Genomic DNA, 22,183 nt, shown 5'->3' with positions numbered 1-22,183 from the left:
CATAACATATTATATATGACTAATATGTTATGCCCTTTAATTTATTAACCTTTTTTATATGCGTTTGAAACGGCCGACAATTTCAACTGTTTCAGTAATGTTCATAAATGCTTTGTTATCCACTTGACGGATAATACGTTTCATTTCGCCTAACTCATAGCGAGTCACGACAGTGTAAATCATTTTTTTCTTATGGTTTGTATAGCCGCCGACAGCGTCTACCATTGTCACCCCGCGTATGCCGTGATGTAGTAGTGCGCTTTTTATTTCCTCACCTTTTTCTGTAACTGTCATTATCGTTAATTTAATATGTTTCGTATGCACAGCATCGATAACTTTGCTGACTACAAACCGGCTAATTAACGTATAAAGTGTAATATCCCATCCGAAAATAAAACCTGCTGCAACAAGTAAGACTAAGTTGAATACAAAGATGATTGCTCCAATTGAAATATCTCGATGTTTCGCTACAATCAATCCAACAACATCAAAGCCACCTGTTGAAGAAGCAAATCGGAATATGATTCCGGAAGCTGCTCCGCAGATTACACCACCGAATACAGAAGATAGTAAAATATCGTCTGAAACCTGGTGTACAGGGATAATGTTCATCGCTAACGATGATACAGCTACAAAGTAAGCTGTTAAAAAGGTTGTCTTCTTGCCTAAGTAAAAGTGACTTAAAATAAGAAGAGGAATGTTTAGTAAAAAGATAAGTGCACCGATATTGTAGTGCATTAAATAACCGATAATCATCCCTACACCAGCGAATCCACCGCTAATCATGTTATGCGGGATAAAAAACATATTCATAGAAATTGCATACAAAATAGAAGCTATAAAAATAACAACCAACTGTATCATAAATTCTAAGTGAAATGTTTTAGCTGCTGGGAAGGATAAAAAGGCGGTGTCGGGAACGTAATCGGCGTCTCCTAGTTGACCCATAGTATGTTTCATCTCCATATTCATTTTTGATTACAAGAAGAGAATAAAGGTTTTTTCAAAAACTGGCAATAGTTTTATTATAATGCAAAAATTTTATAAATTTCTAATAAATCAAGCCTATTCATTGATGTGCGTGAATATACTAAAGAAAGCGAATACAACGTTTCTTAATTATTATTTTCTTGAGAAAATATGCAAAATACTTTTTTTGAAAATAAAAGGAAATAGAGAATGTTTGCCTAATGTGCTAAAATGACCTTATTAAGGATGTGAAGCGATGGAATTTTTATTGCAGGATGCAATTCTATATATATCGTTTGTAACGACGGCACTTTGTTTATTAGAAGTTTTCTTCCTTGCTAATGTTTCTCGCTTTGTGCGTCAACAAGCATCAAGCGGTAGACAAAGAGCTTTTGCGCTAGTTGATACATGTGAAGATAGTGCGGGAAATGTACCGCTATTTTCTATTTTTTATAAATATGGAATGATTCGTTCTGTACGCAGACAAGAATCAAGTGAAGAGAATGACGAGGTCGGTCCGTATACACCAATGTTTCGCTAAATAATTACGAAACATTGGAGGAATGAACATGTTAAAATCATACCGAGCTGTGCTCGTTAGTTTATCATTATTATTTGTTTTTGTTTTATCTGGTTGCAGTAATGCAGCCCCAATTGATGCACATAGTACTGGGATTTGGGATCATTATTTTGTATATCCAATCTCGTTTATGATTCAATTTGTTGCTCATCATATACCTGGAGCTAGCTTTGGGATTGCTATCATTATTATGACGCTCGTTATTCGTTCAGCAATGATTCCATTAGCTGTTTCGCAATATCGCAGCCAAGCGAAAATGAAGAAAATGCAACCTGAATTGCAGAAGTTAAAGAAAAAGTACGGTGATGTAGGCAAAGATCTTGAAAAACAAAAGCAGTATCAAAAAGAAATGTCAGAACTAATGAAATCAGGCGGTTGGAATCCACTTGCTGGTTGTTGGCCAATTTTTATACAAATGCCGATTTTCTCTGCTTTGTATTATGCGATTAGCAGAACGGAAGAGATTCGCACATCTTCGTTTTTATGGGTGAACCTAGGACATGCAGATCCATATCATATATTACCGATTATTGCAGCGTTAACGACATTTATTCAGATGAAAGTTTTCCAATCGAATATTACACCTGGAGAACAAGTACAGATGCTAAAGATGCAGCAAATTATGATGCCGGCAATGATTCTATTTATGGGGTTTGCGGCGCCATCAGGACTTGTGTTGTACTGGATAACAGGTAACTTATTTACAATGACACAAACAATTGTATTAAGAAAAATAATGGAACGTGAAGAGTTACAATTACAAAAAGCATAGAGAAACACCGCTCATTACGAGCGGTGTTTTTTTGTTAAGTCGTTAAGGAAATGTTAAGAAACCGACATTACTATAGGCATTGTATACGAAAGTGTACATGCATTAGAAATATGAAGGAGGAAATTTCCTATGAAGAAGAAAACAGTTGGGTATTTAGCGATTGCAGGTGCTTTATCATTCGGAATCATTGGAGGAGTCGGTATTCCGGCATTCGCGGCAACGAATACTCCAGCAGTGGATCAGCCTGCAAAAACGGCGAAAAAGGATTTGGATGACGCTACAAAACAAAAAGTAAAAACAATTATGGACGATACAAAGAAACAGTTAGAGGAACTAGGTGTAAAGCTTCCAGAGAAAGAGAAGCGTAAAGACATGTTTGCAGGATTAGATGAACAGGCGAAAGAAAAAGCGAAGTCCATTTTAGAGCAAGAGAAATCCGGAAAACTAACACGTGAACAAGCAAAAGAGGAATTAACAAAGCTAGGCGTGAAAATGCCGGAAAAAGGTAAGCATGGAGACATGTTTGCTAACTTAGATGAACAGGCGAAAGAAAAAGCGAAGTCCATTTTAGAGCAAGAGAAATCTGGAAAATTAACACGTGAACAAGCGCAAGAGGAATTATCAAAGTTAGGTGTGAAAATGCCAGAGAAAGGTAAGCGTAAAGATATGCTTGCTAATTTAGATGAACAGACGAAAGAAAAAGTGAAGTCAATTTTTGAGCAAGAAAAATCCGGAAAATTAACGCATGAGCAAGCAAAAGAAGAATTAACGAAGTTAGGCGTGAAACTTCCAGAGAAAGAGAAGCGTGAAGACATCTTTGCGGGATTAGATGAAGCAACAAAAGAAAAAGCAAAAGCGATTTTAGACAATGAAAAGAAACAATTAGAGGCATTGAATGTTGATTTACCGCACCATAAGTTTTTTATGAAAAAAGAAGATAAATAATTGAATGAAGTCGTATCTTTCGTGTGGGCAACAGGAAGGTACGTGCAAGGGCCGATTTCTATAAGTAGAAATCGGTCCCTTTTAATGAGGCATTGAAATTCTTTTTATTGTTAGTATGTATCCGAAGACGCAGTAGAAGATTGCAAAACCGATAAACACTTCCGTATATTGATATTTACCCAATACGTAGAAGGAAACAGCTGGTATAATAGCTACCGCTAAAATGCTATAACCAGGATACTTGTTTCGATACATGATAGCGAATAGAACAGAGAGAAACGTAGCGATGATACAAAAGACAGCAATCATTATTAGTACACCTCCTAAAAGAATTATACCATTTTTAGGGAATTAGAGAAGTTTTGTATGTTCTGTTATAATATAAGAAGAGAAATATTTCCTATGTTATATAAAAAAATATATTGATTTTTTCTAACAATTCAATATAATGAACAATAACTACAAAATTCGACATCAAGAAGTGATGATGAGGACATGATCAATTTTTTACGATTCTCAGAGAGGGAAGCCTTTGGCTGTGAGCTTCCTAATACGGAAAAATGGATTACCACCTCTGAACTGCAGCAGTGAACGAGCATCTAGTAATTGCTTGCCGGCAAAAACCGTTATTTAGACTTGAGAAATTGGTGAAGTGTGTTACTTTGCGAATTGAAACAAGGGTGGAACCACGAATACAACACTCGTCCCTTTTTTAGGGAGGAGTGTTTTTTTATTTCATTTTTGCATCACACTAGGATTGGAAGGAGGATACGCAGCATGCATCATGATGAGAAGAACAAAATTGGTTTAACAGTAGCACTTTCTATCGTAGTAGGAACGATTATTGGATCTGGTGTGTTTATGAAACCAGGGAGCGTATTAGATTACTCGGGGAGTTCTAATATGGCCATTCTTGCTTGGGTAATTGGTGGTCTGTTGACGCTAGCAAGTGGTTTAACAGTAGCTGAAATTGGAGCGCAAATCCCGAAAAATGGTGGGTTGTATACGTATTTAGAGGAGATTTACGGGAGTTTTTGGGGATATTTATCAGGTTGGATGCAAACAATTGTTTATGGACCTGCTATTATCGGAACATTAGGTTTATACTTTAGTTCTTTAATGATTAATTTTTTCTATTTAGATAAAGTGTGGAATTTACCAATTGCAATTGGAACGGTTGTGTTCCTTGGCGTTATAAATAGTATGGGAACAAAATACGGAGGTATCGTCCAAACAATCACGACAATCGGGAAGATGATTCCGATCATATTAATTGTCGTGCTAGGTTTTTGGAAAGGGAATAGCGATATCTTTAACGTAGTAGTGCCGATATCAGAAAATCAAAGTATCGGTATGGCAATTTTAGCAACGTTATTTGCTTATGACGGATGGATTTTACTTGCTTCGATTGGCGGAGAAATGAAGAATCCAACAAAGTTATTACCGAAAGCAATGACAGTGGGGATTTTAATCGTAACTGCTGCTTACGTATTAATTAACTTGGCGTTATTAAATGTATTACCAGCAGCGAAAATTGTAGACCTTGGAGAAAATGCGACAGCGACAGCTGCGGGTATGTTACTTGGAGAATATGGCGGGAAAATTATTAGTATCGGTATTATCGTTTCTATTTTCGGCTGTTTAAATGGAAAGATTTTAACGTTTCCACGTATCCCAATGTCTATGGCAGAGCGTGGACAACTTCCATTTTCTAAGTTTATTGCAAAGGAAAGTCCGAGATTTAAAACACCAGCAAATGCGATTACTGTTGAAATCATTTTAGGAATTATTTTAATGATTATTAGTGATCCAAATAAGCTATCTGAGATTTCCGTATTCATTATTTATATTTTCTATGTAATGACGTTTATTGGTGTCTTCATTTTAAGAAAACGTAATAAGAATAAAGAGCGTGCATATAGTGTACCGTTATTCCCAATCGTACCAATCGTAGCGATTTTAGGTTCGTTCTTTGTAATTGGTAGTGCAATTATCAATGATCCGGTAAGTTGTTTCTTATCAATTGGAATTGTCTTTACGGGACTTCCGGTATATTGGTATTTAAATAAGAAGAAAGAAACAGAATGATGGAAGGGTAGGCGTATAATACGCCTACCTTTTTTACTGTAAAAAAAATATACTTGCGTCCACTTTCTATTTTGGTTACTATAATCGTAGTAACCAAAATAGAAAGCGTGGGGAAAGACTTGAATTTTCGTGTTTATATTTTAGCTATCGCGGCTTTCGTAGTCGGAACGGTTGAGTTAATTATAGGAGGAACGCTCGATTTAGTTGCCAATGATTTAGGAGTATCTATTAGCGCAGCTGGTCAGCTTATCACAATATTTTCGGTAGTATTTGCTTTGTCAGGTCCAGTTTTATTAGCTTTGACAGGGAGGTTTGAAAGAAAAACATTGTATGTTGGAGCATTATCGATTTTCTTAATCGGAAATATTATTTCGGCATTTAGTGTGAATTACGGAATGCTGATGTTCTCAAGGGTTATTTGTGCGGCCAGTGGTTCATTAATTATTGCACTATCGGTAACACTTGCTTCTAGTGTAGTAGAACCGCATTTTCGTGCGCGTGCAATTGGAATCATTTTTATGGGAATTAGTGGATCACTTGTACTTGGAGTACCGCTTGGTCTTGTACTCGGAAATGCATACGGATGGCGTGCACCATTTGTATTAATTTCTGTATTAACAGTTATGGCAATAGCTTGTATTTCATTGTTCTTAACGAAAGTACCACCGACATCGGTATTATCAATAAAAGAACAACTTGCTACTTTAAAAGATAAAAAAATTGTAAGTGCACAGTTAACATCATTTTTGTTTTTAACGGGGCATTTAACATTGTATGCATATTTAACACCGTTTTTAAAAGATGTCATGCATGTTGAAGCAAATTGGATTAGTGTGTTTTACTTCATTTTCGGAATCGCAGCAGTAATTGGCGGCGGATTCGGTGGATGGCTTGCTGATAAATGGGGATCGAAGAAAAGTATTATCTCGATTATTATCGTATTTGCATGTGCAATCTTCATGTTGCCATTAATGACATTCTCATTCCCGCTCTTCATCATTATGATGGGACTTTGGAGTATGCTGAGCTGGGCGATTTCACCAGCGCAGCAAAATTATTTAATTGAAATTGCACCGGAATCAGCTGGTATTCAACAAGGTTTAAATAACTCTGCGCTTCATTTAGGAATTGCACTTGGTTCAACAGTAGGTGGAGTTGTTATTGAAAAATCATCTGTTATATATAATGCTTGGGTAGGTGGTGGCTTTATTATATTAGCACTGCTTTGCGCGATTTTCTCGATTACGAGAGGACGCTCTACTCAGTTCGTGAAAGAAGAATCTATCGTTTGATAGGTTCTTTTTTTATTTGTAAAAAATTGCAGGTTTTGGTAGGGAAATGGAGAAAAAGGTATGTAGCGAGGTGATAGTATATGGATTATTCAATTATTGGTTTTATATTCACAGTATTGCCGTTATTTGTGGTTATCATTGTTTTTAGATGGATTCGTTTCATCTATCAAAATTCAGAGAAACAGGTAGAGCAAAATGAGAAAATCATTGAGCTGTTGATGGAGATAAAGGAACAAAATAAAAAGGAGTCTAAGTGAAAAACTAGACTCCTTTTTATTATTTAATTAGTATCTTAATTTCATTAACAAACTCTTAATTTCCTCATCTTTCATAAAGAGATCGTGGTGCTTCTGGGTAATCTTTGCAAGTGCAACGTCGTGATAGAAAAATTCTGTAAAGAACTTTACGAAAGGTTGTGACATTGTTTTCATCGCTTGCCATGATTCTTGTTCTACGCCAGCAAATAAAATTTCACGATCGTCAACGATGAGTAGCAAGTAGCGCTCTAATGCATTAGGCTCTTCAGCTGGGATTAGAAAATGCATGTTTTCTAAGTCTGTTTCTACTTCTCCAACAATAAGAGATTCGATTTGAACACCTTGTTTTGCTTTTTGTTCTAGTAAAGGGAGATATTCTAAAAGAGTATCATTCCAAGCTGAAATACGGATGGATTCTTGTGCACTTTCAATGAGTTCTTTACTTTGAACTCGAATAGAAGATTGCATTTTTAAGCTCCACACACGGTCATCTGTAAATGATTTTTTTGATATGTTTGTTTCCAGTTCTTTAATATTTGATTGGAATTCTGTCGTTAATTTTTCAATTGCTAGTTTTAGTGGTAATGCTGTATACAATTTTTTCTTTTCTGAAACAGAATCCATTACCATTCCTTTATCGATTAGGCGTGCTAGTACTTCATATATTTTTGCTTTTGGAACACCTGAATGCTTCACAATTGTTGTAGCATCTAATGGTTCATTGCTTGATACGACAACTTCATAAGCTTGGCTTTCATATTGTGAGAAACCGAATTTTTGTAACATAGTTCCCTCCGAACGAATGAGATTATATTTTAAGGATAATGAACTATTTGTTTTTGCACAAGTGGTAGTCCGTTTTCTAATTGTATTAAGGTGAGAATTAATTTCAATTTTTTAATTTTATCTATTATACTTAATATAATGATTAATAAGATTTCAATTTAATGCGAAGGGGATGCTGGGGGGAAGATGTTAAGAAGTTTACGTTTAAAAATTGCGGTAGTGTTTTCAGTACTTATTTCTATGATGTTCGTAATATTGGGTACAGCTGTGTATCAATTACAGAAAGAAAAGGAAGTGCGTTCCTTAGACGAGTATTCTCAAAATGCGATGGATCTTGTGACAGAGCAACTTACGACATTTGTTCAAAGAACGGATGAAGATATGGGGTATTACGCGAACAGTGAGATGATTCGTAATATGCTTCAAGGTGGGGTTACTCCAGAAGAGGAAGCGTTTTTAACGAAAGAGTTTGCAGAGTATAAAAAGAATCATCCTGGTATTTTAGATTTATATATTGGTACGAAAGATAAAAAAACATTAAGTGCCAATCTTGCTGAAGGTGGGCAAGTGCCAGAAGGATACGATCCAACGACAAGACCATGGTATAAAGATTCAGAGGCTGATGTAAAAAAGGTCCACTGGGGACAACCTTCTTATGAAATTGCAACAGGAAAGTTAAGTGTAGGTGTTTCTAAAGCAATTACAGCTCAAGATGGATCTGTATTAGGCGTTGTTGCGATGGATGTATCGCTTGGGACGATTCAGAAGTTGCTTCACAATATTCAATACAATAATGACGGAGAAATGTTTATTATAAATGATAAAAATATGGCTCTTGTTTATCCAGAAAAGATAGGGAAAGATGTTTCTAAAGAGCCACTTATAAAGAGCTTAAATAAAGAGGTAACAAAATATGCGGTCACTACAATAAAAAGTGAAGATGTAGTTGTTTATAGTCAATCATTTGATACGATGAAATGGACGATAGGAATCTTTTATCCGAAAGAAACAATCGATGGGCTATTAAATAGTACGAGAAATACAGTTATTATAATGGCATGTATTAGTTTATTAGTTGGAATCGTAGCTTCCTACTTGTTCTCAAGAAGATTAGCAAGACCACTGCAACTATTAAAGAATCACGTGCAAAAAGTAGCAGAAGGCGATTTAACGTTGCGAATGAAAGTGACAAGTAAAGATGAAGTTGGAGAGTTGACTAAGCACTTTAATGATATGGTTGAACAAATGAATGAAATGGTAAGTAAAATTAAAAACAGCGTATCAACGGTGCAACAATCAACGAATAGTTTACATTACTTAACGAATGAAACAGTAGCGGCTAGTAGAGAAGTTTCAGGAGCAATGGATGATGTGAGTGGAGGAGCCTCTACTCTTGCGAATGGTGTGGATGAAGTTTCAGCTCAGCTCGAGAATATGGCGGAGTCAGTGGAACAAATGAATAGCTCCGTTGGTGAAATAAAAGGAGTGGCTGGCAAAGCGGAAGAGGCATCTAAGCAAGGATTAAATACAATGAGGAATTTAATCCGTACGAGGGGACAATCATCTTCGATTGTTGTTCATACAGAAGAAGCATCGGATAAGTTAGAACAAAGAGTTGGATCGATTCAAAATGTTGTTGAGCTTATAAAAGGCATTTCGGATCAAACAAATTTACTTGCTTTAAATGCATCGATTGAAGCTGCCCGTGCAGGTGAGCAAGGTAAGGGATTTGCGGTTGTTGCTGAAGAGGTTCGGAAATTAGCGGAACAATCAAAAGAGGCAACCGGAGAAATCACAACGATGATTGGTGATGTACAATTAGAAGTAAAAAGGGTTGTAGAAGTTGTAAGTAAATTGAAAGACATTGCAGATGTGCAAAATAAAGTGACGACAGAGGCGGAAATGGAGTTCCGCACAATTATGTCAGTCGTAAATACGATTAGTACTTCAGTTGAAAAAATTGTAGAAGAGGTACATAACATAGGTTACGAGCAAGGGGAAATTACAGCGGTAATGCATACAATTGCTGGTACGAGTCAAGAAAGTGCAGCTGTTTCTGAAGAGGTACATGCTGCAACGGAATCACAGGTGAATCATTTAGAAAAGGTAGCTCACACGATGGAAAGTTTGACAGAACATATGAGAGATTTAGAAAGATTAGTCGAGCAGTTTAAAGTGGAAGAGTAACATATTAGTAAAATGATGAGGATTTCGGTAAAATAGACAATGGATATATAAGAAACGATTATAGGAGGAAGACTACTATGGCAATTGTTGATGTATCGATTATTCCAGTAGGAACAGGTAATCCAAGTGTTAGTGAATATGTAGCAGAAGTACAAAAGGTGCTAGAGAAAAATGCGGATCGCGTGAAGTATCAATTAACACCGATGAATACAATTATTGAAGGAGATCTTCCTGTCATTCTAGAAGTAATTCAACAAATGCATGAAGTTCCATATACGAAAGGTGCGCAGCGCGTTGCAACAACAATTCGTATTGATGATCGTCGTGATAAAGTAAGTACAATGGAGAAAAAATTAAACTCTGTTCGATCAAAATTATAAGAAAAAGCAGCGACCTTCGCTGCTTTTTTCATATAGGAGGTAAATAAAATGAGTGAAAAGTTTAACGAGCAGTTTGATGGTTTACTGGAGAAATACACTGAGCTGTTACTTGGAGAGAGCAATGAAGAGAGAAAAGAACAGGTACAGAAGTGGGCACTGTATTCTTACATAGCGAAGACGATGCCAGCTTTAGTAAAGCATTGGAATGAAACTTATCCAGATGCGAAAGAAGAGATGGTACAGTTAATTACAGATATTAAAAGGCTGAATGAAGAGAAGCGAAATGAGCAATAAAAAAACTTGAGGGAAATATAATCGTAAGTTTTCTGTATTAATATCCTTATATAATTTACATGGAATATTAAGGGTTTTATAGGCATGTCGAATATTTTCGACATGCCTATTTTATGCCTATTAAACTCCATTTTTCTAAATGTCGAAAAATATTTCAGGTATATTTATAAGCAGAAATATAGGTTTTTAAATGTTTTTATAGTATTTTATAAATTATCTAAATAATTATTTGTATCCAATAATTTTAAACAATGATATAATTTTGAAGAGGGGTAAAAAACAGATAAATTACAGTCATAGGGGTGAATTACATGGAACAATTAATGCGAAATTCGTTTCTTTTCTTATCTAAAAATAAAGCGCTAACAAAACTGGCTAAAAAGTACGGTTTACGCTTTGGTGCAGGTCGCTTCGTCGCAGGGGAGACGATTGAATTAGCGACAGCTGCCATTCAGGCATTAAATAAGCAAGGACTTTGTGTAACAATCGATTATTTAGGTGAATTCGTTGATAATGAAGCGGAAGCAAATGAAATGGCTAACCAATCGATTGAAGCGATCCGTGCAATTGGAAGAGAAGGTCTTGATTCGCAGCTTTCTTTAAAGATGACTTCTATGGGATTAGATATCTCTGATGAAATCGTAATGAACAATATGCGCCGTATTTTAGAAGCTGCAAAAGAAAATGGTGTGTTCGTTACAATTGATATGGAAGACTATACACGCTGCGGGAAAACAATTGATATCTTTAAACAATTAAAATCTGAATACGATAATATTGGTACTGTTATTCAAGCTTACCTATATCGTACAGAAAAAGATATTGAAGATTTAAATGCTTATAATCCTAATTTACGTCTTGTAAAAGGTGCTTATAAAGAACCTGAAGAAGTGGCGTTCCCGGACAAGAAAGATGTAGATGACAATTATAAAAAAATTATTAAAATGCACTTATTAAATGGGAATTATACTGCAATTGCTTCACATGACGAAGCGATTATTGAATATACAAAAAAACTTGCCGAAGAACACAACATTCCAAGGGATCAATTTGAATTCCAAATGTTATATGGTATTCGTAATGAGCGTCAACTTGAGCTAGTAAAAGAAGGTTACAAAATGCGTGTTTACGTACCTTATGGAAACGACTGGTATGGCTACTTCATGCGTCGTCTAGCAGAGCGTCCAGCAAACGTTGCGTTCGTATTAAAAGGTATGGTTAAAAAATAACCAAGGAGAAAATACTCCTTGGTTATTTTAATTGCTGAAATGCGTAATGTGCCATTTTTTTCGTATCAGAATATAGTTGCGCGCGAGTAGAAGATAATACGACGTTAATGACGCGTTTACCGTCTTTTTCATCCACTGTTACGACTGTATATTTGCCGAGTGCTGATAGACCGCTTTTACTTCCAATCGCATATGGATCGTCATATAGTTCTTCTCGTCCATAGTTTGCGATGTTTGGAGAGCGTTCTGAAGTATGTAGAGTTGTACGTGTTGAATTCATATATTCTAAAACAACTGGATACTTTAATGCTTCTTTCGTAATAATAGCAATGTCATATGGTGATACTTTATTCCCAATTGCATCAGCACCACTTGCGTTCTTGAAAGTTGCATGCTTTGTACCAAGTTCCTTTGCTCTAGCATTCATCATTTTCACAAATTCATTTTTTGATCCTGCGATATGTTCTGCAATTGATTCAGCTATTGGATCTGCACTAATGATAAGCATAAGTTTTAATGCCTCATCACGCTTTAATTTTTCTCCAGCACGAAGTTTAATTTTCTTGCTTTGACTTTCTGTTTTAATTGCATTTTCTGTAACCGTAATTTCTTCATCTTCTTTTACATTCTCTAGTAAAAGAAGGGTTGTCATCATTTTGGCTATACTAGCCGGATAAGAACGTTCGTCTTCGCGTTTCCCATATAAAATTTCACCTGTGTTTGCATCGATTGTAACCCCATATTGCCCAGTAATGTTAGGTTGATCAGCTCTTACGGCTTGTTGCCTTTGTGCATAAGAGAAGAAAATCATCCCTGTAAATAGTGTAGCAATCATTACAATCATAACTATTGTTCGTTTCATCATCGTTCCCTCTTTTGTTTTCCATATGTACAAATAAATTGGGCAGAAAAAGCAGCCATTAATCATTATGCCACGTTCTCTGCCCAAAAATATAGCGTTATTTTTCGCCCATATTATGCTTCTTATATTGTTGGTTATTACCTTGGCGTCCTTTTTCAACACCGTGATTATGTGGACCTGCGTTTCCAGTTACACTAGCTGCACTAATTCCAGCCTTTGAAGGGTTCTTCTTAAGTTTTGCCATATATATTCCTCCAGTTTCGTCAGATTATAAAAAGGAAAAGTGCATTTAAACAAAGAAAATACACATGTATAGCATAGCCAAATGAAAGAAAAATATTTATTTCAGAAAATTTTATCAATAAATATATTGCGAAAATTTAAACAGTATCATATATTTATTAGTAGAGGCTCACTCATTGATTGCGACTTATGTCGAAAAATTGAATGAGCATTCATTCAAGAATAGGGGGAGAATTGGATGTTCCAAATTAAAAAGGCTGCTGTTCTAGGTTCAGGCGTAATGGGTTCGGGAATTGCGGCACACTTAGCTAATATTGGTATTCCGACATTATTGCTTGATATTGTACCACCTGCGCTTACGAAAGAAGAGGAAGCGAAGGGACTTACATTAGAACATAAAAGTGTGAGAAATCGTTTTAGTAATACGGCTGTACAGAAACTATTGAAGCAAAAACCAGCTCCTCTGACAGTGAAAGGAAATCTAGCACTGATTGAAGCAGGTAACTTAGAAGATGATCTTGAGCTTCTTGCTGATGTAGATTGGATTATTGAAGTAGTAGTTGAAAACTTAGATATTAAAAAGAAATTATTTGAAAAAGTAGACGCTGTTCGTAAACCAGGTTCTATTGTAAGCTCGAATACGTCAGGTATTTCAGTTGAAAAAATGGCAGAAGGTCGTTCAGACGACTTCCAGAAACACTTCTTAGGCACACACTTTTTTAACCCACCACGATATTTAAAACTTCTAGAGGTAATACCGACGAAAGAAACAGATCCACAAGTATTAAGCTTCATGAAACTATTTGGCGAAGACGTTCTTGGAAAAGGCGTTGTTATCGCAAAAGACACACCAAACTTTATTGGAAACCGCATCGGTACGTACGGTTTATTAGTAACTCTTCAAGAGATGATAAAACGCGGCTACAGCATTGGGGAAGTTGATTCTGTAACAGGTCCATTAATTGGTCGTCCGAAGAGTGCAACGTTCCGTACATTAGATGTTGTCGGTTTAGATACATTCGTACACGTTGCAAATAACGTATATGAAAACGTACAAGAAGAAGAGCGTGATGTATTTAAAGTACCAGCTTTCATGCATGACATGCTTGATAAAAAATGGCTTGGAAGCAAAACAGGTCAAGGCTTCTTCTTAAAACAAGGAAAAGAAATTTTAGAACTAAATCCTGAAACGATGGAATATGAAGCGCGTAAAAAATTAAAAGCTGCATCCGTAGAGTTAAGTAAACAAGAAAAAGGATTAGCGAATAAATTGAAAGCGCTTGTATACGCAAAAGACCGCGCAGGAGAGTTATTATGGAACATCATTACACCAACTCTTTTATACTCTGCAAAACTTCATAAAGAAATTGCTGACGATATCGTTGCAATTGACCAAGCGATGAAGTGGGGCTTCGGCTGGGAGCAAGGACCGTTTGAAGTTTGGGATGCAATTGGCGTTGAAAAATCTGTTCAAAAGATGGAAGAAAACGGCGTAGTCGTTCCTACTTGGGTGAAAGAAATGTTAGAGAAAGGTTTCACTACTTTCTATAAACATGATAACGGCGATAGCTACTATTACGATAATGGCGAATATAAGCTAATCGAGCGTAATAAAAAAGCAATTTCTCTTAAGCAATTAAAAGCGAAAAATGGTGTATTAAAGAAAAATAGCGGAGCGAGCTTAATTGATTTAGGCGACGGCATCCTTTGCTTAGAGTTCCATTCGAAGAGCAATGCAATCGGTATGGATATTACGCAAATGATTAACTACGCTGTTGATGAAGTAGAAAAGAATTATAAAGGTCTTGTTATCGGTAACCAATCGAAGAACTTCTGCGTTGGTGCGAACCTAGCAATGATCTTAATGGAAGCACAAGACGACAATTACTTTGAAATTGAGTTGGTTGTGAAAAACTTCCAAGATGCAATGACGAAAATTAAGTACTCTTCTAAGCCAGTTGTAGCAGCACCATACGGTATGACGCTTGGCGGAGGTACAGAAGTTTGCTTACCAGCAGCTAGCATTCAAGCTTCTAGTGAAACGTATATGGGCTTAGTAGAAGTTGGTGTTGGCTTAATCCCTGGCGGAGGCGGTAATAAAGAGCTATACATTAAACACTTAAATAAAATGCCAAACGGTGTAGAGTTTGATCTGCAAAAAGTTGCGAATAAAGTGTTCGAATCTGTAGCGATGGCGAAAGTTTCTACATCAGCACAAGAAGCTGTATCGAACAACTTCTTAGGCGATAAAGACGGTATTAGTGTGAATGGTGATCACTTACTATATGATGCGAAACAGAAAGCACTTGCTTTATATGAAGCGGGCTATAAAGCACCGATTCGTAAAAAGATACCAGTTGTTGGTGAAACAGGATATGCAACTCTTGTACTTGGTGCAGAAGCAATGCATTTATCAGGTTACATTTCTGAACATGATCTTCACATTGCGAAGAAACTTGCATATGTCATTGCGGGCGGAAAAGTGCCGTACGGAACAGAAGTTGATGAGCAGTATTTATTAGATGTAGAACGTGAAGCATTTATTAGCTTAGTAAGTGAGATGAAATCACAAGCAAGAATGCAGCACATGCTTGTAAAAGGAAAGCCATTACGTAACTAATAACGAGGGGAGATATCGTTCATGAGAGAAGCTGTCATTGTTGCGGGAGCAAGAACACCAATTGGAAAAGCAAAGAGGGGTTCATTAAAAACAGTTCGTCCTGACGATCTAGGGGCGTTAGTAGTAAAGGAAACGTTAAAGCGTGCAAATTATGAAGGACCAATCGATGATTTAATTTTCGGTTGTGCGATGCCAGAAGCAGAACAAGGTTTAAATATGGCTCGTAATATCGGCGGACTAGCAGGACTTTCTTACGATGTTCCAGCTATTACAATTAACCGTTACTGTTCTTCTGGTTTACAAAGTATCGCTTACGGAGCAGAGCGCATTATGCTTGGTCACTCTGAAGCTGTATTATCAGGCGGAGCGGAATCAATGAGTTTAGTTCCAATGATGGGACACGTTGTTCGTCCGAATAGTCGCCTTGTAGAAGCGGCTCCGGAATATTATATGGGTATGGGACATACAGCAGAGCAAGTTGCTGTGAAATATGGAATTTCTCGTGAAGAGCAAGATGCATTTGCAGTAAGAAGTCATCAACGTGCTGCCAAAGCATTAGCGGCAGGAAACTTTGCTGATGAAACAGTATCTGTAGATGTGACGTTACGCTCGGTTGGCTCAAACAATAAACTGCAAGAAGAAACAATCATTTTCGCACAAGATGAAGGTGTAAGAGCAGAGACGACGCTAGACATTTTAGGGAAATTACGTCCAGCATTTAACGTTCGCGGTTCTGTAACAGCTGGTAACTCTTCACAAATGAGTGACGGTGCAGCATCTGTACTATTAATGGATCGTGAAAAAGCAGTGAGCGATGGCATGAAGCCACTTGCGAAATTCCGTTCATTTGCAGTAGCTGGCGTACCACCAGAAGTAATGGGAATCGGCCCAATCGCTGCAATTCCAAAAGCGTTAAAACTAGCTGGCTTAGAGCTATCTGATATTGGCTTATTCGAACTAAACGAAGCATTTGCTTCTCAATCGATCCAAGTTATTCGTGAACTTGGTTTAGATGAAGAAAAAGTAAACGTAAACGGTGGTGCAATCGCACTTGGACATCCACTTGGCTGTACAGGAGCAAAACTAACACTATCTCTTATTCACGAAATGAAACGCCGCAACGAACAATTTGGTATCGTAACAATGTGTATTGGCGGCGGAATGGGAGCAGCGGGAGTATTTGAATTACTATAAAAAAGTGGAAGCGGCTTGTTCAGAATGTGAGGAAGAAGCGAAGCCACCGAACATTCTAGCCACTGGAACTGGATTATAAAAAAAGTGCAGGTGGCTCGCTCAGAACAGGAGGGCGTTGGAAGCCCTGACGAAGAGGCGCTTTTTGCCTCACAGGAAGGGGTGAAACGACCGACTGTTCTAGCCACTGGAACTGGATTATAAAAAAAGTGCAAGCAGTTCGCTCAGAACGAGACGACGCTAAAGCAAAGAATGGAAGCAACAAAGGTTTATAAAAAATAAACGGGAGAGCCAGCTTCTTTCAAAAAGAGAGAAGCTGCTCATGAAAATATGAAGGAGGAAATTTTCATGGAAAAAACAGTAGGAAATGCGGTTAAAGGCGGTAGCTTTTTAGTTGATGAGATTACGATTGATCAAGTGTTTACGCCAGAAGATTTTTCATCTGAGCATAAAATGATTGCAAAAACGACAGAGGACTTTATCGTAAATGAAGTTCTTCCAGAGCTTGAATATTTAGAGCAACATGAATTTGATCGTTCAGTTCGTCTTTTAAAAGAAGCTGGGGAGCTTGGTTTATTAGGCGCTGACGTACCAGAAGAGTACGGTGGGATTGGTCTTGATAAAGTAAGCTCAGCGTTAATCGCAGAGAAATTCTCTCGCGCTGGCGGCTTTGCAATCACTCACGGTGCTCACGTAGGTATCGGATCTTTACCAATCGTATTATTCGGTAACGAAGAGCAAAAGAAAAAGTATTTACCATTACTTGCAACTGGTGAAAAATTAGCTGCATACGCATTAACTGAGCCAGGTTCAGGATCTGACGCATTAGGCGCAAAAACAACTGCACGTTTAAATGCAGAAGGTACACATTATGTATTAAACGGTGAAAAACAGTGGATTACAAACTCTGCATTCGCTGACGTATTCGTTGTATATGCAAAAATTGATGGAGAGCATTTCTCAGCATTTATCGTAGAGAAAGAATACGCTGGTGTATCTACAAGCCCTGAAGAGAAGAAAATGGGTATTAAATGTTCTTCAACTCGTACGTTAATTTTAGAAGATGCGTTAGTACCGAAAGAAAACCTACTTGGTGAAATCGGTAAAGGTCATATTATCGCATTCAACATTTTAAATATCGGTCGTTATAAATTAGGTGTTGGTACAGTTGGATCTGCAAAACGTGCAGTAGAAATTTCAGCACAATATGCAAACCAACGTCAACAGTTCAAGCAACCAATCGCTCGCTTCCCATTAATTCAAGAGAAACTTGCGAATATGGCAGCAAAAACATATGCAGCTGAAAGTTCTGTATATCGTACAGTAGGTTTATTCGAAAGCCGCATGAGCACATTATCTGAAGAAGAAGTAAAAGACGGTAAAGCGGTAGCAGCTTCTATCGCTGAATATGCAATCGAGTGCTCTTTAAACAAAGTATTCGGTTCTGAAGTATTAGACTATACAGTAGATGAAGGTGTTCAAATTCACGGTGGTTACGGATTCATGGCAGAATACGAGATTGAAAGAATGTACCGCGATTCTCGTATTAACCGTATTTTCGAAGGAACGAACGAAATTAACCGCCTAATCGTACCAGGTACGTTCTTACGTAAAGCGATGAAAGGTGAATTACCACTTCTTCAAAAAGCACAAAAATTACAAGAAGAGTTAATGATGATGATGCCAGAAGAAGTAGGCGATGAGCCATTAGCACTTCAAAAGTATTTAGTAACTAATGCGAAGAAAATCGGCTTAATGGTAGCTGGATTAGCCGCTCAAAAATACGGTAAAGCATTAGATAAAGAGCAAGAAATTCTTGTGAATATCGCTGACATCGTAAGCAATCTATACGCAATGGAATCAGCTGTTCTTCGTACAGAAAAAGCAATCAAAACAACTGGTCTTGAAAAGAATAAACAAAAAGTGTTATACACTGAAGTATTCTGCCAAGAAGCATTTAACGAGATCGAAGCAGATGCGAAAGAAACACTTATCGCAGTTGAAAACGGCGACATGCTGCGCATGATGTTATCATCATTACGTAAATTAACTCGCCACACACCACTTAACGTAATTCCGAAGAAACGTGAAATCGCTGCGAAAATTTTAGAAGATGAGCGTTACACAGTTTAATATCTTTAAAGAACAGTAGTCGTTTATACGGCTACTGTTCTTTTTTTTGAAAAAAAGAAATTTTTAGTGACATAAAACTAATACCATTAGTATAATAAAACTAATGGTATTAGTTTTTGTGAAAAGGGAGATGGGACTATGAGGATGATACATGAAAAAACGTTATATCAATTGTCATTTTTGCCAAGAGCGTTTCCTGTAAATTGTTACTTTGTAGAGGAAGAAGATGGTTTAACTTTAATTGACGCGGCTTTGCCATATAGCGCAAAAGGTATTTTACAGGCGGCTGAGAAAATAGGAAAACCAATTACTAAGATTGTATTAACACATGCGCATGATGATCACATCGGTGCATTAGATGCATTAAAGGAAGTACTTCCTCATGTTCCAGTCCATATTTCTAAGCGGGACGCAAAGCTGTTAGAAGGAGATACGACGTTACAAAAGGATGAACCGAATATACCGATAAAAGGCGGTGTACCTAAAAAAGTAAAAACGGTACCTGATGTTTTATTAGAAGATGGCGACCGAGTTGGATCGCTTCTTGCAATTATGACACCGGGACATACACCAGGATCCATGTCGTTTCTTGATGTACGAAATAAAGCTCTTATTGTTGGGGATGCATTTCAAACAAGAGGAGGTATGGCTGTTTCGGGACAAATGAAATTTTGGTTTCCGTTTCCAGCGATGGCAACGTGGAGCAAAGAAATATCATTACAAAGTGCACAGAAGCTAAGCGAATATGAACCTTCCTTGCTTGCGGCAGGGCACGGAAAAATGATAAAGAATCCAGGGGCCGTCATAGAGCTTTCTATTAAGGAAGCGAAGCGGAATATAGAAAGTAAGAAAGAGGGGTAATTTATGTCACCGAGAATCGGACTTACATTGCAGAAAATTGTAGAAACAGCTGCAGAAATTGCAGATACAAATGGAATACAAGAAGTAACGTTAGCTTCATTAGCGCAAAGGTTAGGGATACGTTCGCCCTCACTATATAATCATGTAAAAGGGTTACAAGATGTACGGAAAAATCTTGGTATTTACGGAATAAAACAGCTGCATAACAAACTGGAAGAAGCGGCCGAGGATAAACAGATGGATGAAGTAATTCATGCATTAGGAGAAGCGTATGTAGCATTTGTCCGAAAACATCCTGGACTATATGAAGCAACTTTTTTACGAGATGAAGAAGTAAGAAAAGCAGGTGACGAAATTGTAAAGCTTTGTCTTCGAGTTTTACAACAGTATGGCTTAGAAGGAGAGAATGCACTTCATGCGACACGCGGATTCAGAAGTATTTGTCATGGATTTGCTTCGATTGAACAGCAAGGCGGATTTGGTTTGCCGTTAGATCTGGATATAAGTTTACATGTATTATTGGAAACGTTTATTAAAGGATTACGTGAATAAGAAACGAGGCAAACAAAAATCTTAGAAGTGATTCTAAGGTTTTTTAGTGCATATGATTCGAAAAGAGCGGTAGGCTTTTTCTCATTACATGATATTATTTAGCAGGTTTGAAAAATGTGTATATAGCTACGGAAAGGCAAACGAAAATAAAAGCAATAGGATCTTGATATGGACTAGGCTCAGAGCCCTTCTGGATTTCTGTAAGGAAGTCATGTGTTTTCATGTTCATTGCTCCTTTAACTAATAAATTTTATATGATGCGAGGGTTATGGTGGATAGATAAGAAAATTTTGGAATTTCATCTAATAATTATTCTATAGTAATCTAATTCCAAAAACTATATAATACAAAGCTTTCATGATATGTAAAATTGCATATTATTCTTTTTGAAAAAATTGTTATATTATCTATATATTTGTATTAAAGGGTTTTTGTTAAGGTAATGAAAACAAATGGAGGAATAGTATGAGAAAAACAGTATTAGACGCGTATAATGCAGAAAGAGAAGTAGATAACATAACATATAAAAATCTAGTTGTAACGATTGCTAGCATTCTAGGGTTCTCACTCTTAGGGGGATTATTCCTTGCTTTAGCCCTTGGAATTTTTGGAGAAGAGGTATTACGTGCTAATTTAGAGGGATATTATTTACTTCTATTTGATGCAGCTGTTGTTACTATTGTTTTATTTGCGTATAAACCAGTGCTTCATTTTATTAAGAACATATGGGATGTATCTATTTTAAAAAATGGGAAAACCTACTTGTATTTATTAATAGGTTTTATCATCATTGCATTAACTCAGTATGTAATGTTAGAGTTGTTTAGCTTTGAAAGTGCAGAGCAGCAACGAGATCAATTAGGGAGCTTAGGACTTCAAAATAGTCTACAAAGTATTATATATGTGTTAAGTGTTGCTATAATTACACCAATTAAAGAAGAAATTTTATATAGAGGTATTTTGTATCGATTTTTTGAAAAGAAATATAGTTTTCTAGTTGGTATCATTATTTCTTCCTTTATCTTTGGGATTCTTCATGGTGGTTTTCCGGTTACGGCAATGATTATGGGGATTGTATTTGCTATGTTATATAAGAAAACACAATCTATTTTACCTAGCATCATTTTACATATTGTATGGAACCTACTTGTGAGTATAAGTATGATTGATTCTTTATAAAATTGAATGAATATTTAGCATAAAAGATGAATGGCCTAGCTATTCATCTTTTATTTTGTTTATATGTGCGAAAAGTTGATGAATACAATCCAAAAAGAACCAAATACTAATGATGAATGAACAAAGAAAGGCGGGTATGTTATATGCAAAACTTAACAGAGCTTGAAGTAGAAAACTTACGTCATTTAATTGGTGGACACGCAACAATTATTAACAAGTTGGAGCAGTATGCACAGACGTGTACAGATCCACAACTGAAACAAATGCTACAAAAAGATGCGCAAGATGCACGAAATACGAAACAGCAATTAATGACTTTCCTAGGATAGGAGGAAGAGAAAGATGAATGAAAAAGATATGGTAAATGATTATTTAGCAGGATTGAATGCAAGTTTAACAAGCTATGCAAATTATATTGCTCAGTCTGATAATGAACAGTTACATCAAACGTTAATTCAAATTCGTAATCAAGACGAGGCGCGCCAACGTAATATGTATGAGTACGCAAAGCAAAAGAGTTATTACAAACCGGCAGCACCTGCTAATCCAATGATTGTACAGCAATTAAAAAGTCAATTAAGTGCGGAACAATAGTGAAAAGAAAACGAGCGAATTTATTCGCTCGTTTTCTTTTTGTATATGTCAATAAATACATAATAAATATTTTTCCAGTTGTAACAAATATGACGAAAATGGAATATGACAATTCACAAAAAGGACAAAAACTTTGTTCAATATTTCACAAAGTATCCATGGTTTCTAT

At 36.6% G+C, this 22,183-nt stretch carries 23 protein-coding genes and 1 other annotated feature; of the genes, 18 read left to right on the top strand and 5 right to left on the bottom strand.

Annotated elements, in window-relative coordinates; translation table 11 throughout:
• Window positions 1-54: 54 nt before the first annotated feature.
• Complete coding sequence (locus tag MHH27_RS26055) at window positions 55-948, bottom strand: YitT family protein (protein WP_000530043.1); 894 nt, start codon at window positions 946-948, stop codon at window positions 55-57.
• A 277-nt stretch (window positions 949-1,225) separates the two neighbouring features.
• On the opposite strand from MHH27_RS26055, the gene MHH27_RS26050 reads away from it, so the two are divergent.
• The 3 genes from MHH27_RS26050 (at window position 1,226) to MHH27_RS26040 (ending at window position 3,266) form a co-directional block, all read left to right on the top strand.
• Window positions 1,226-1,510 carry a hypothetical protein gene (locus MHH27_RS26050; protein WP_000394930.1) on the top strand — a complete coding sequence of 95 codons (285 nt, stop codon included), beginning with the start codon at window positions 1,226-1,228 and terminating at the stop codon, window positions 1,508-1,510.
• A 28-nt stretch (window positions 1,511-1,538) separates the two neighbouring features.
• Entirely contained in the window at window positions 1,539-2,321 is a 783-nt protein-coding gene (gene yidC, locus MHH27_RS26045; protein WP_090978075.1) for a membrane protein insertase YidC, read from the top strand.
• Between the two features lie 129 nt (window positions 2,322-2,450).
• Window positions 2,451-3,266: a hypothetical protein gene (locus tag MHH27_RS26040; protein ID WP_090978073.1), complete on the top strand. Its 816-nt coding sequence runs from the start codon at window positions 2,451-2,453 to the stop codon at window positions 3,264-3,266.
• An 81-nt stretch (window positions 3,267-3,347) separates the two neighbouring features.
• Here MHH27_RS26040 and MHH27_RS26035 read toward each other — a convergent pair whose 3' ends face one another.
• On the bottom strand, window positions 3,348-3,575 hold the full coding sequence (locus MHH27_RS26035) for a hypothetical protein (protein WP_053563416.1): 228 nt from the start codon (window positions 3,573-3,575) through the stop codon (window positions 3,348-3,350).
• 166 nt (window positions 3,576-3,741) lie between these two features.
• Window positions 3,742-3,978, top strand: a binding site (T-box leader).
• A gap of 65 nt (window positions 3,979-4,043) precedes the next feature.
• Here MHH27_RS26035 and MHH27_RS26030 point away from each other — a divergent pair.
• The 3 genes from MHH27_RS26030 (at window position 4,044) to MHH27_RS26020 (ending at window position 6,903) form a co-directional block, all read left to right on the top strand.
• Window positions 4,044-5,354, top strand: a complete 1,311-nt coding sequence (locus MHH27_RS26030) for an APC family permease (protein WP_023523356.1) — start codon at window positions 4,044-4,046, stop codon at window positions 5,352-5,354.
• A gap of 107 nt (window positions 5,355-5,461) precedes the next feature.
• Window positions 5,462-6,646 carry an MFS transporter gene (locus tag MHH27_RS26025; protein WP_141537062.1) on the top strand — a complete coding sequence of 395 codons (1,185 nt, stop codon included), beginning with the start codon at window positions 5,462-5,464 and terminating at the stop codon, window positions 6,644-6,646.
• An 80-nt stretch (window positions 6,647-6,726) separates the two neighbouring features.
• Window positions 6,727-6,903, top strand: a complete 177-nt coding sequence (locus tag MHH27_RS26020) for a hypothetical protein (RefSeq protein ID WP_000386584.1) — start codon at window positions 6,727-6,729, stop codon at window positions 6,901-6,903.
• Between the two features lie 27 nt (window positions 6,904-6,930).
• Here MHH27_RS26020 and MHH27_RS26015 read toward each other — a convergent pair whose 3' ends face one another.
• Window positions 6,931-7,689 (bottom strand): TrmB family transcriptional regulator, encoded by a 759-nt coding sequence (locus tag MHH27_RS26015; protein WP_053563419.1) that lies wholly within the window; start codon window positions 7,687-7,689, stop codon window positions 6,931-6,933.
• A 186-nt stretch (window positions 7,690-7,875) separates the two neighbouring features.
• On the opposite strand from MHH27_RS26015, the gene MHH27_RS26010 reads away from it, so the two are divergent.
• The 4 genes from MHH27_RS26010 (at window position 7,876) to MHH27_RS25995 (ending at window position 11,779) form a co-directional block, all read left to right on the top strand.
• Complete coding sequence (locus MHH27_RS26010) at window positions 7,876-9,876, top strand: methyl-accepting chemotaxis protein (protein WP_097814097.1); 2,001 nt, start codon at window positions 7,876-7,878, stop codon at window positions 9,874-9,876.
• 77 nt (window positions 9,877-9,953) lie between these two features.
• Window positions 9,954-10,256: an MTH1187 family thiamine-binding protein gene (locus MHH27_RS26005; protein ID WP_001018860.1), complete on the top strand. Its 303-nt coding sequence runs from the start codon at window positions 9,954-9,956 to the stop codon at window positions 10,254-10,256.
• A gap of 48 nt (window positions 10,257-10,304) precedes the next feature.
• A complete protein-coding gene (locus tag MHH27_RS26000; protein ID WP_001290594.1) occupies window positions 10,305-10,550 on the top strand; it encodes a YusU family protein in 246 nt (81 codons plus the stop codon).
• A 311-nt stretch (window positions 10,551-10,861) separates the two neighbouring features.
• Window positions 10,862-11,779, top strand: coding sequence for a proline dehydrogenase family protein (locus MHH27_RS25995; protein WP_000436780.1), 918 nt, complete (start codon window positions 10,862-10,864; stop codon window positions 11,777-11,779).
• Between the two features lie 22 nt (window positions 11,780-11,801).
• Here MHH27_RS25995 and MHH27_RS25990 read toward each other — a convergent pair whose 3' ends face one another.
• Window positions 11,802-12,641, bottom strand: coding sequence for a D-alanyl-D-alanine carboxypeptidase family protein (locus MHH27_RS25990; RefSeq protein WP_100910485.1), 840 nt, complete (start codon window positions 12,639-12,641; stop codon window positions 11,802-11,804).
• 97 nt (window positions 12,642-12,738) lie between these two features.
• Entirely contained in the window at window positions 12,739-12,885 is a 147-nt protein-coding gene (locus MHH27_RS25985; RefSeq protein ID WP_001096344.1) for a YuzL family protein, read from the bottom strand.
• Window positions 12,886-13,122: 237 nt separating this feature from the next.
• Here MHH27_RS25985 and MHH27_RS25980 point away from each other — a divergent pair, with 237 nt between their 5' ends.
• The 8 genes from MHH27_RS25980 (at window position 13,123) to MHH27_RS25945 (ending at window position 22,014) form a co-directional block, all read left to right on the top strand.
• The gene (locus MHH27_RS25980) at window positions 13,123-15,504 is read left to right on the top strand and encodes a 3-hydroxyacyl-CoA dehydrogenase/enoyl-CoA hydratase family protein (RefSeq protein WP_000486359.1); all 2,382 of its coding nucleotides are present in this window, start codon (window positions 13,123-13,125) and stop codon (window positions 15,502-15,504) included.
• A gap of 21 nt (window positions 15,505-15,525) precedes the next feature.
• Entirely contained in the window at window positions 15,526-16,698 is a 1,173-nt protein-coding gene (locus MHH27_RS25975; protein ID WP_001206331.1) for an acetyl-CoA C-acetyltransferase, read from the top strand.
• A 345-nt stretch (window positions 16,699-17,043) separates the two neighbouring features.
• Entirely contained in the window at window positions 17,044-18,828 is a 1,785-nt protein-coding gene (locus MHH27_RS25970) for an acyl-CoA dehydrogenase family protein (protein WP_000416293.1), read from the top strand.
• 138 nt (window positions 18,829-18,966) lie between these two features.
• A complete protein-coding gene (locus tag MHH27_RS25965; RefSeq protein ID WP_071731084.1) occupies window positions 18,967-19,689 on the top strand; it encodes an MBL fold metallo-hydrolase in 723 nt (240 codons plus the stop codon).
• Window positions 19,690-19,692: 3 nt separating this feature from the next.
• A complete protein-coding gene (locus MHH27_RS25960; RefSeq protein WP_098361537.1) occupies window positions 19,693-20,241 on the top strand; it encodes a TetR/AcrR family transcriptional regulator in 549 nt (182 codons plus the stop codon).
• A 465-nt stretch (window positions 20,242-20,706) separates the two neighbouring features.
• The gene (locus MHH27_RS25955; protein WP_098361536.1) at window positions 20,707-21,420 is read left to right on the top strand and encodes a CPBP family intramembrane glutamic endopeptidase; all 714 of its coding nucleotides are present in this window, start codon (window positions 20,707-20,709) and stop codon (window positions 21,418-21,420) included.
• A 143-nt stretch (window positions 21,421-21,563) separates the two neighbouring features.
• Window positions 21,564-21,749, top strand: coding sequence for a hypothetical protein (locus tag MHH27_RS25950; protein ID WP_001180555.1), 186 nt, complete (start codon window positions 21,564-21,566; stop codon window positions 21,747-21,749).
• Between the two features lie 13 nt (window positions 21,750-21,762).
• Window positions 21,763-22,014 (top strand): spore coat protein, encoded by a 252-nt coding sequence (locus MHH27_RS25945; protein WP_001002982.1) that lies wholly within the window; start codon window positions 21,763-21,765, stop codon window positions 22,012-22,014.
• Window positions 22,015-22,183 lie beyond the last annotated feature (169 nt).

It is taken from the genome of Bacillus sp. FSL L8-0152 (assembly GCF_038006365.1).
In the GTDB taxonomy this organism is placed as follows: domain Bacteria; phylum Bacillota; class Bacilli; order Bacillales; family Bacillaceae_G; genus Bacillus_A; species Bacillus_A cereus.
Note: the sequence above shows the minus strand (reverse complement) of the source record. Positions and strands in the feature narration are given on the sequence as shown.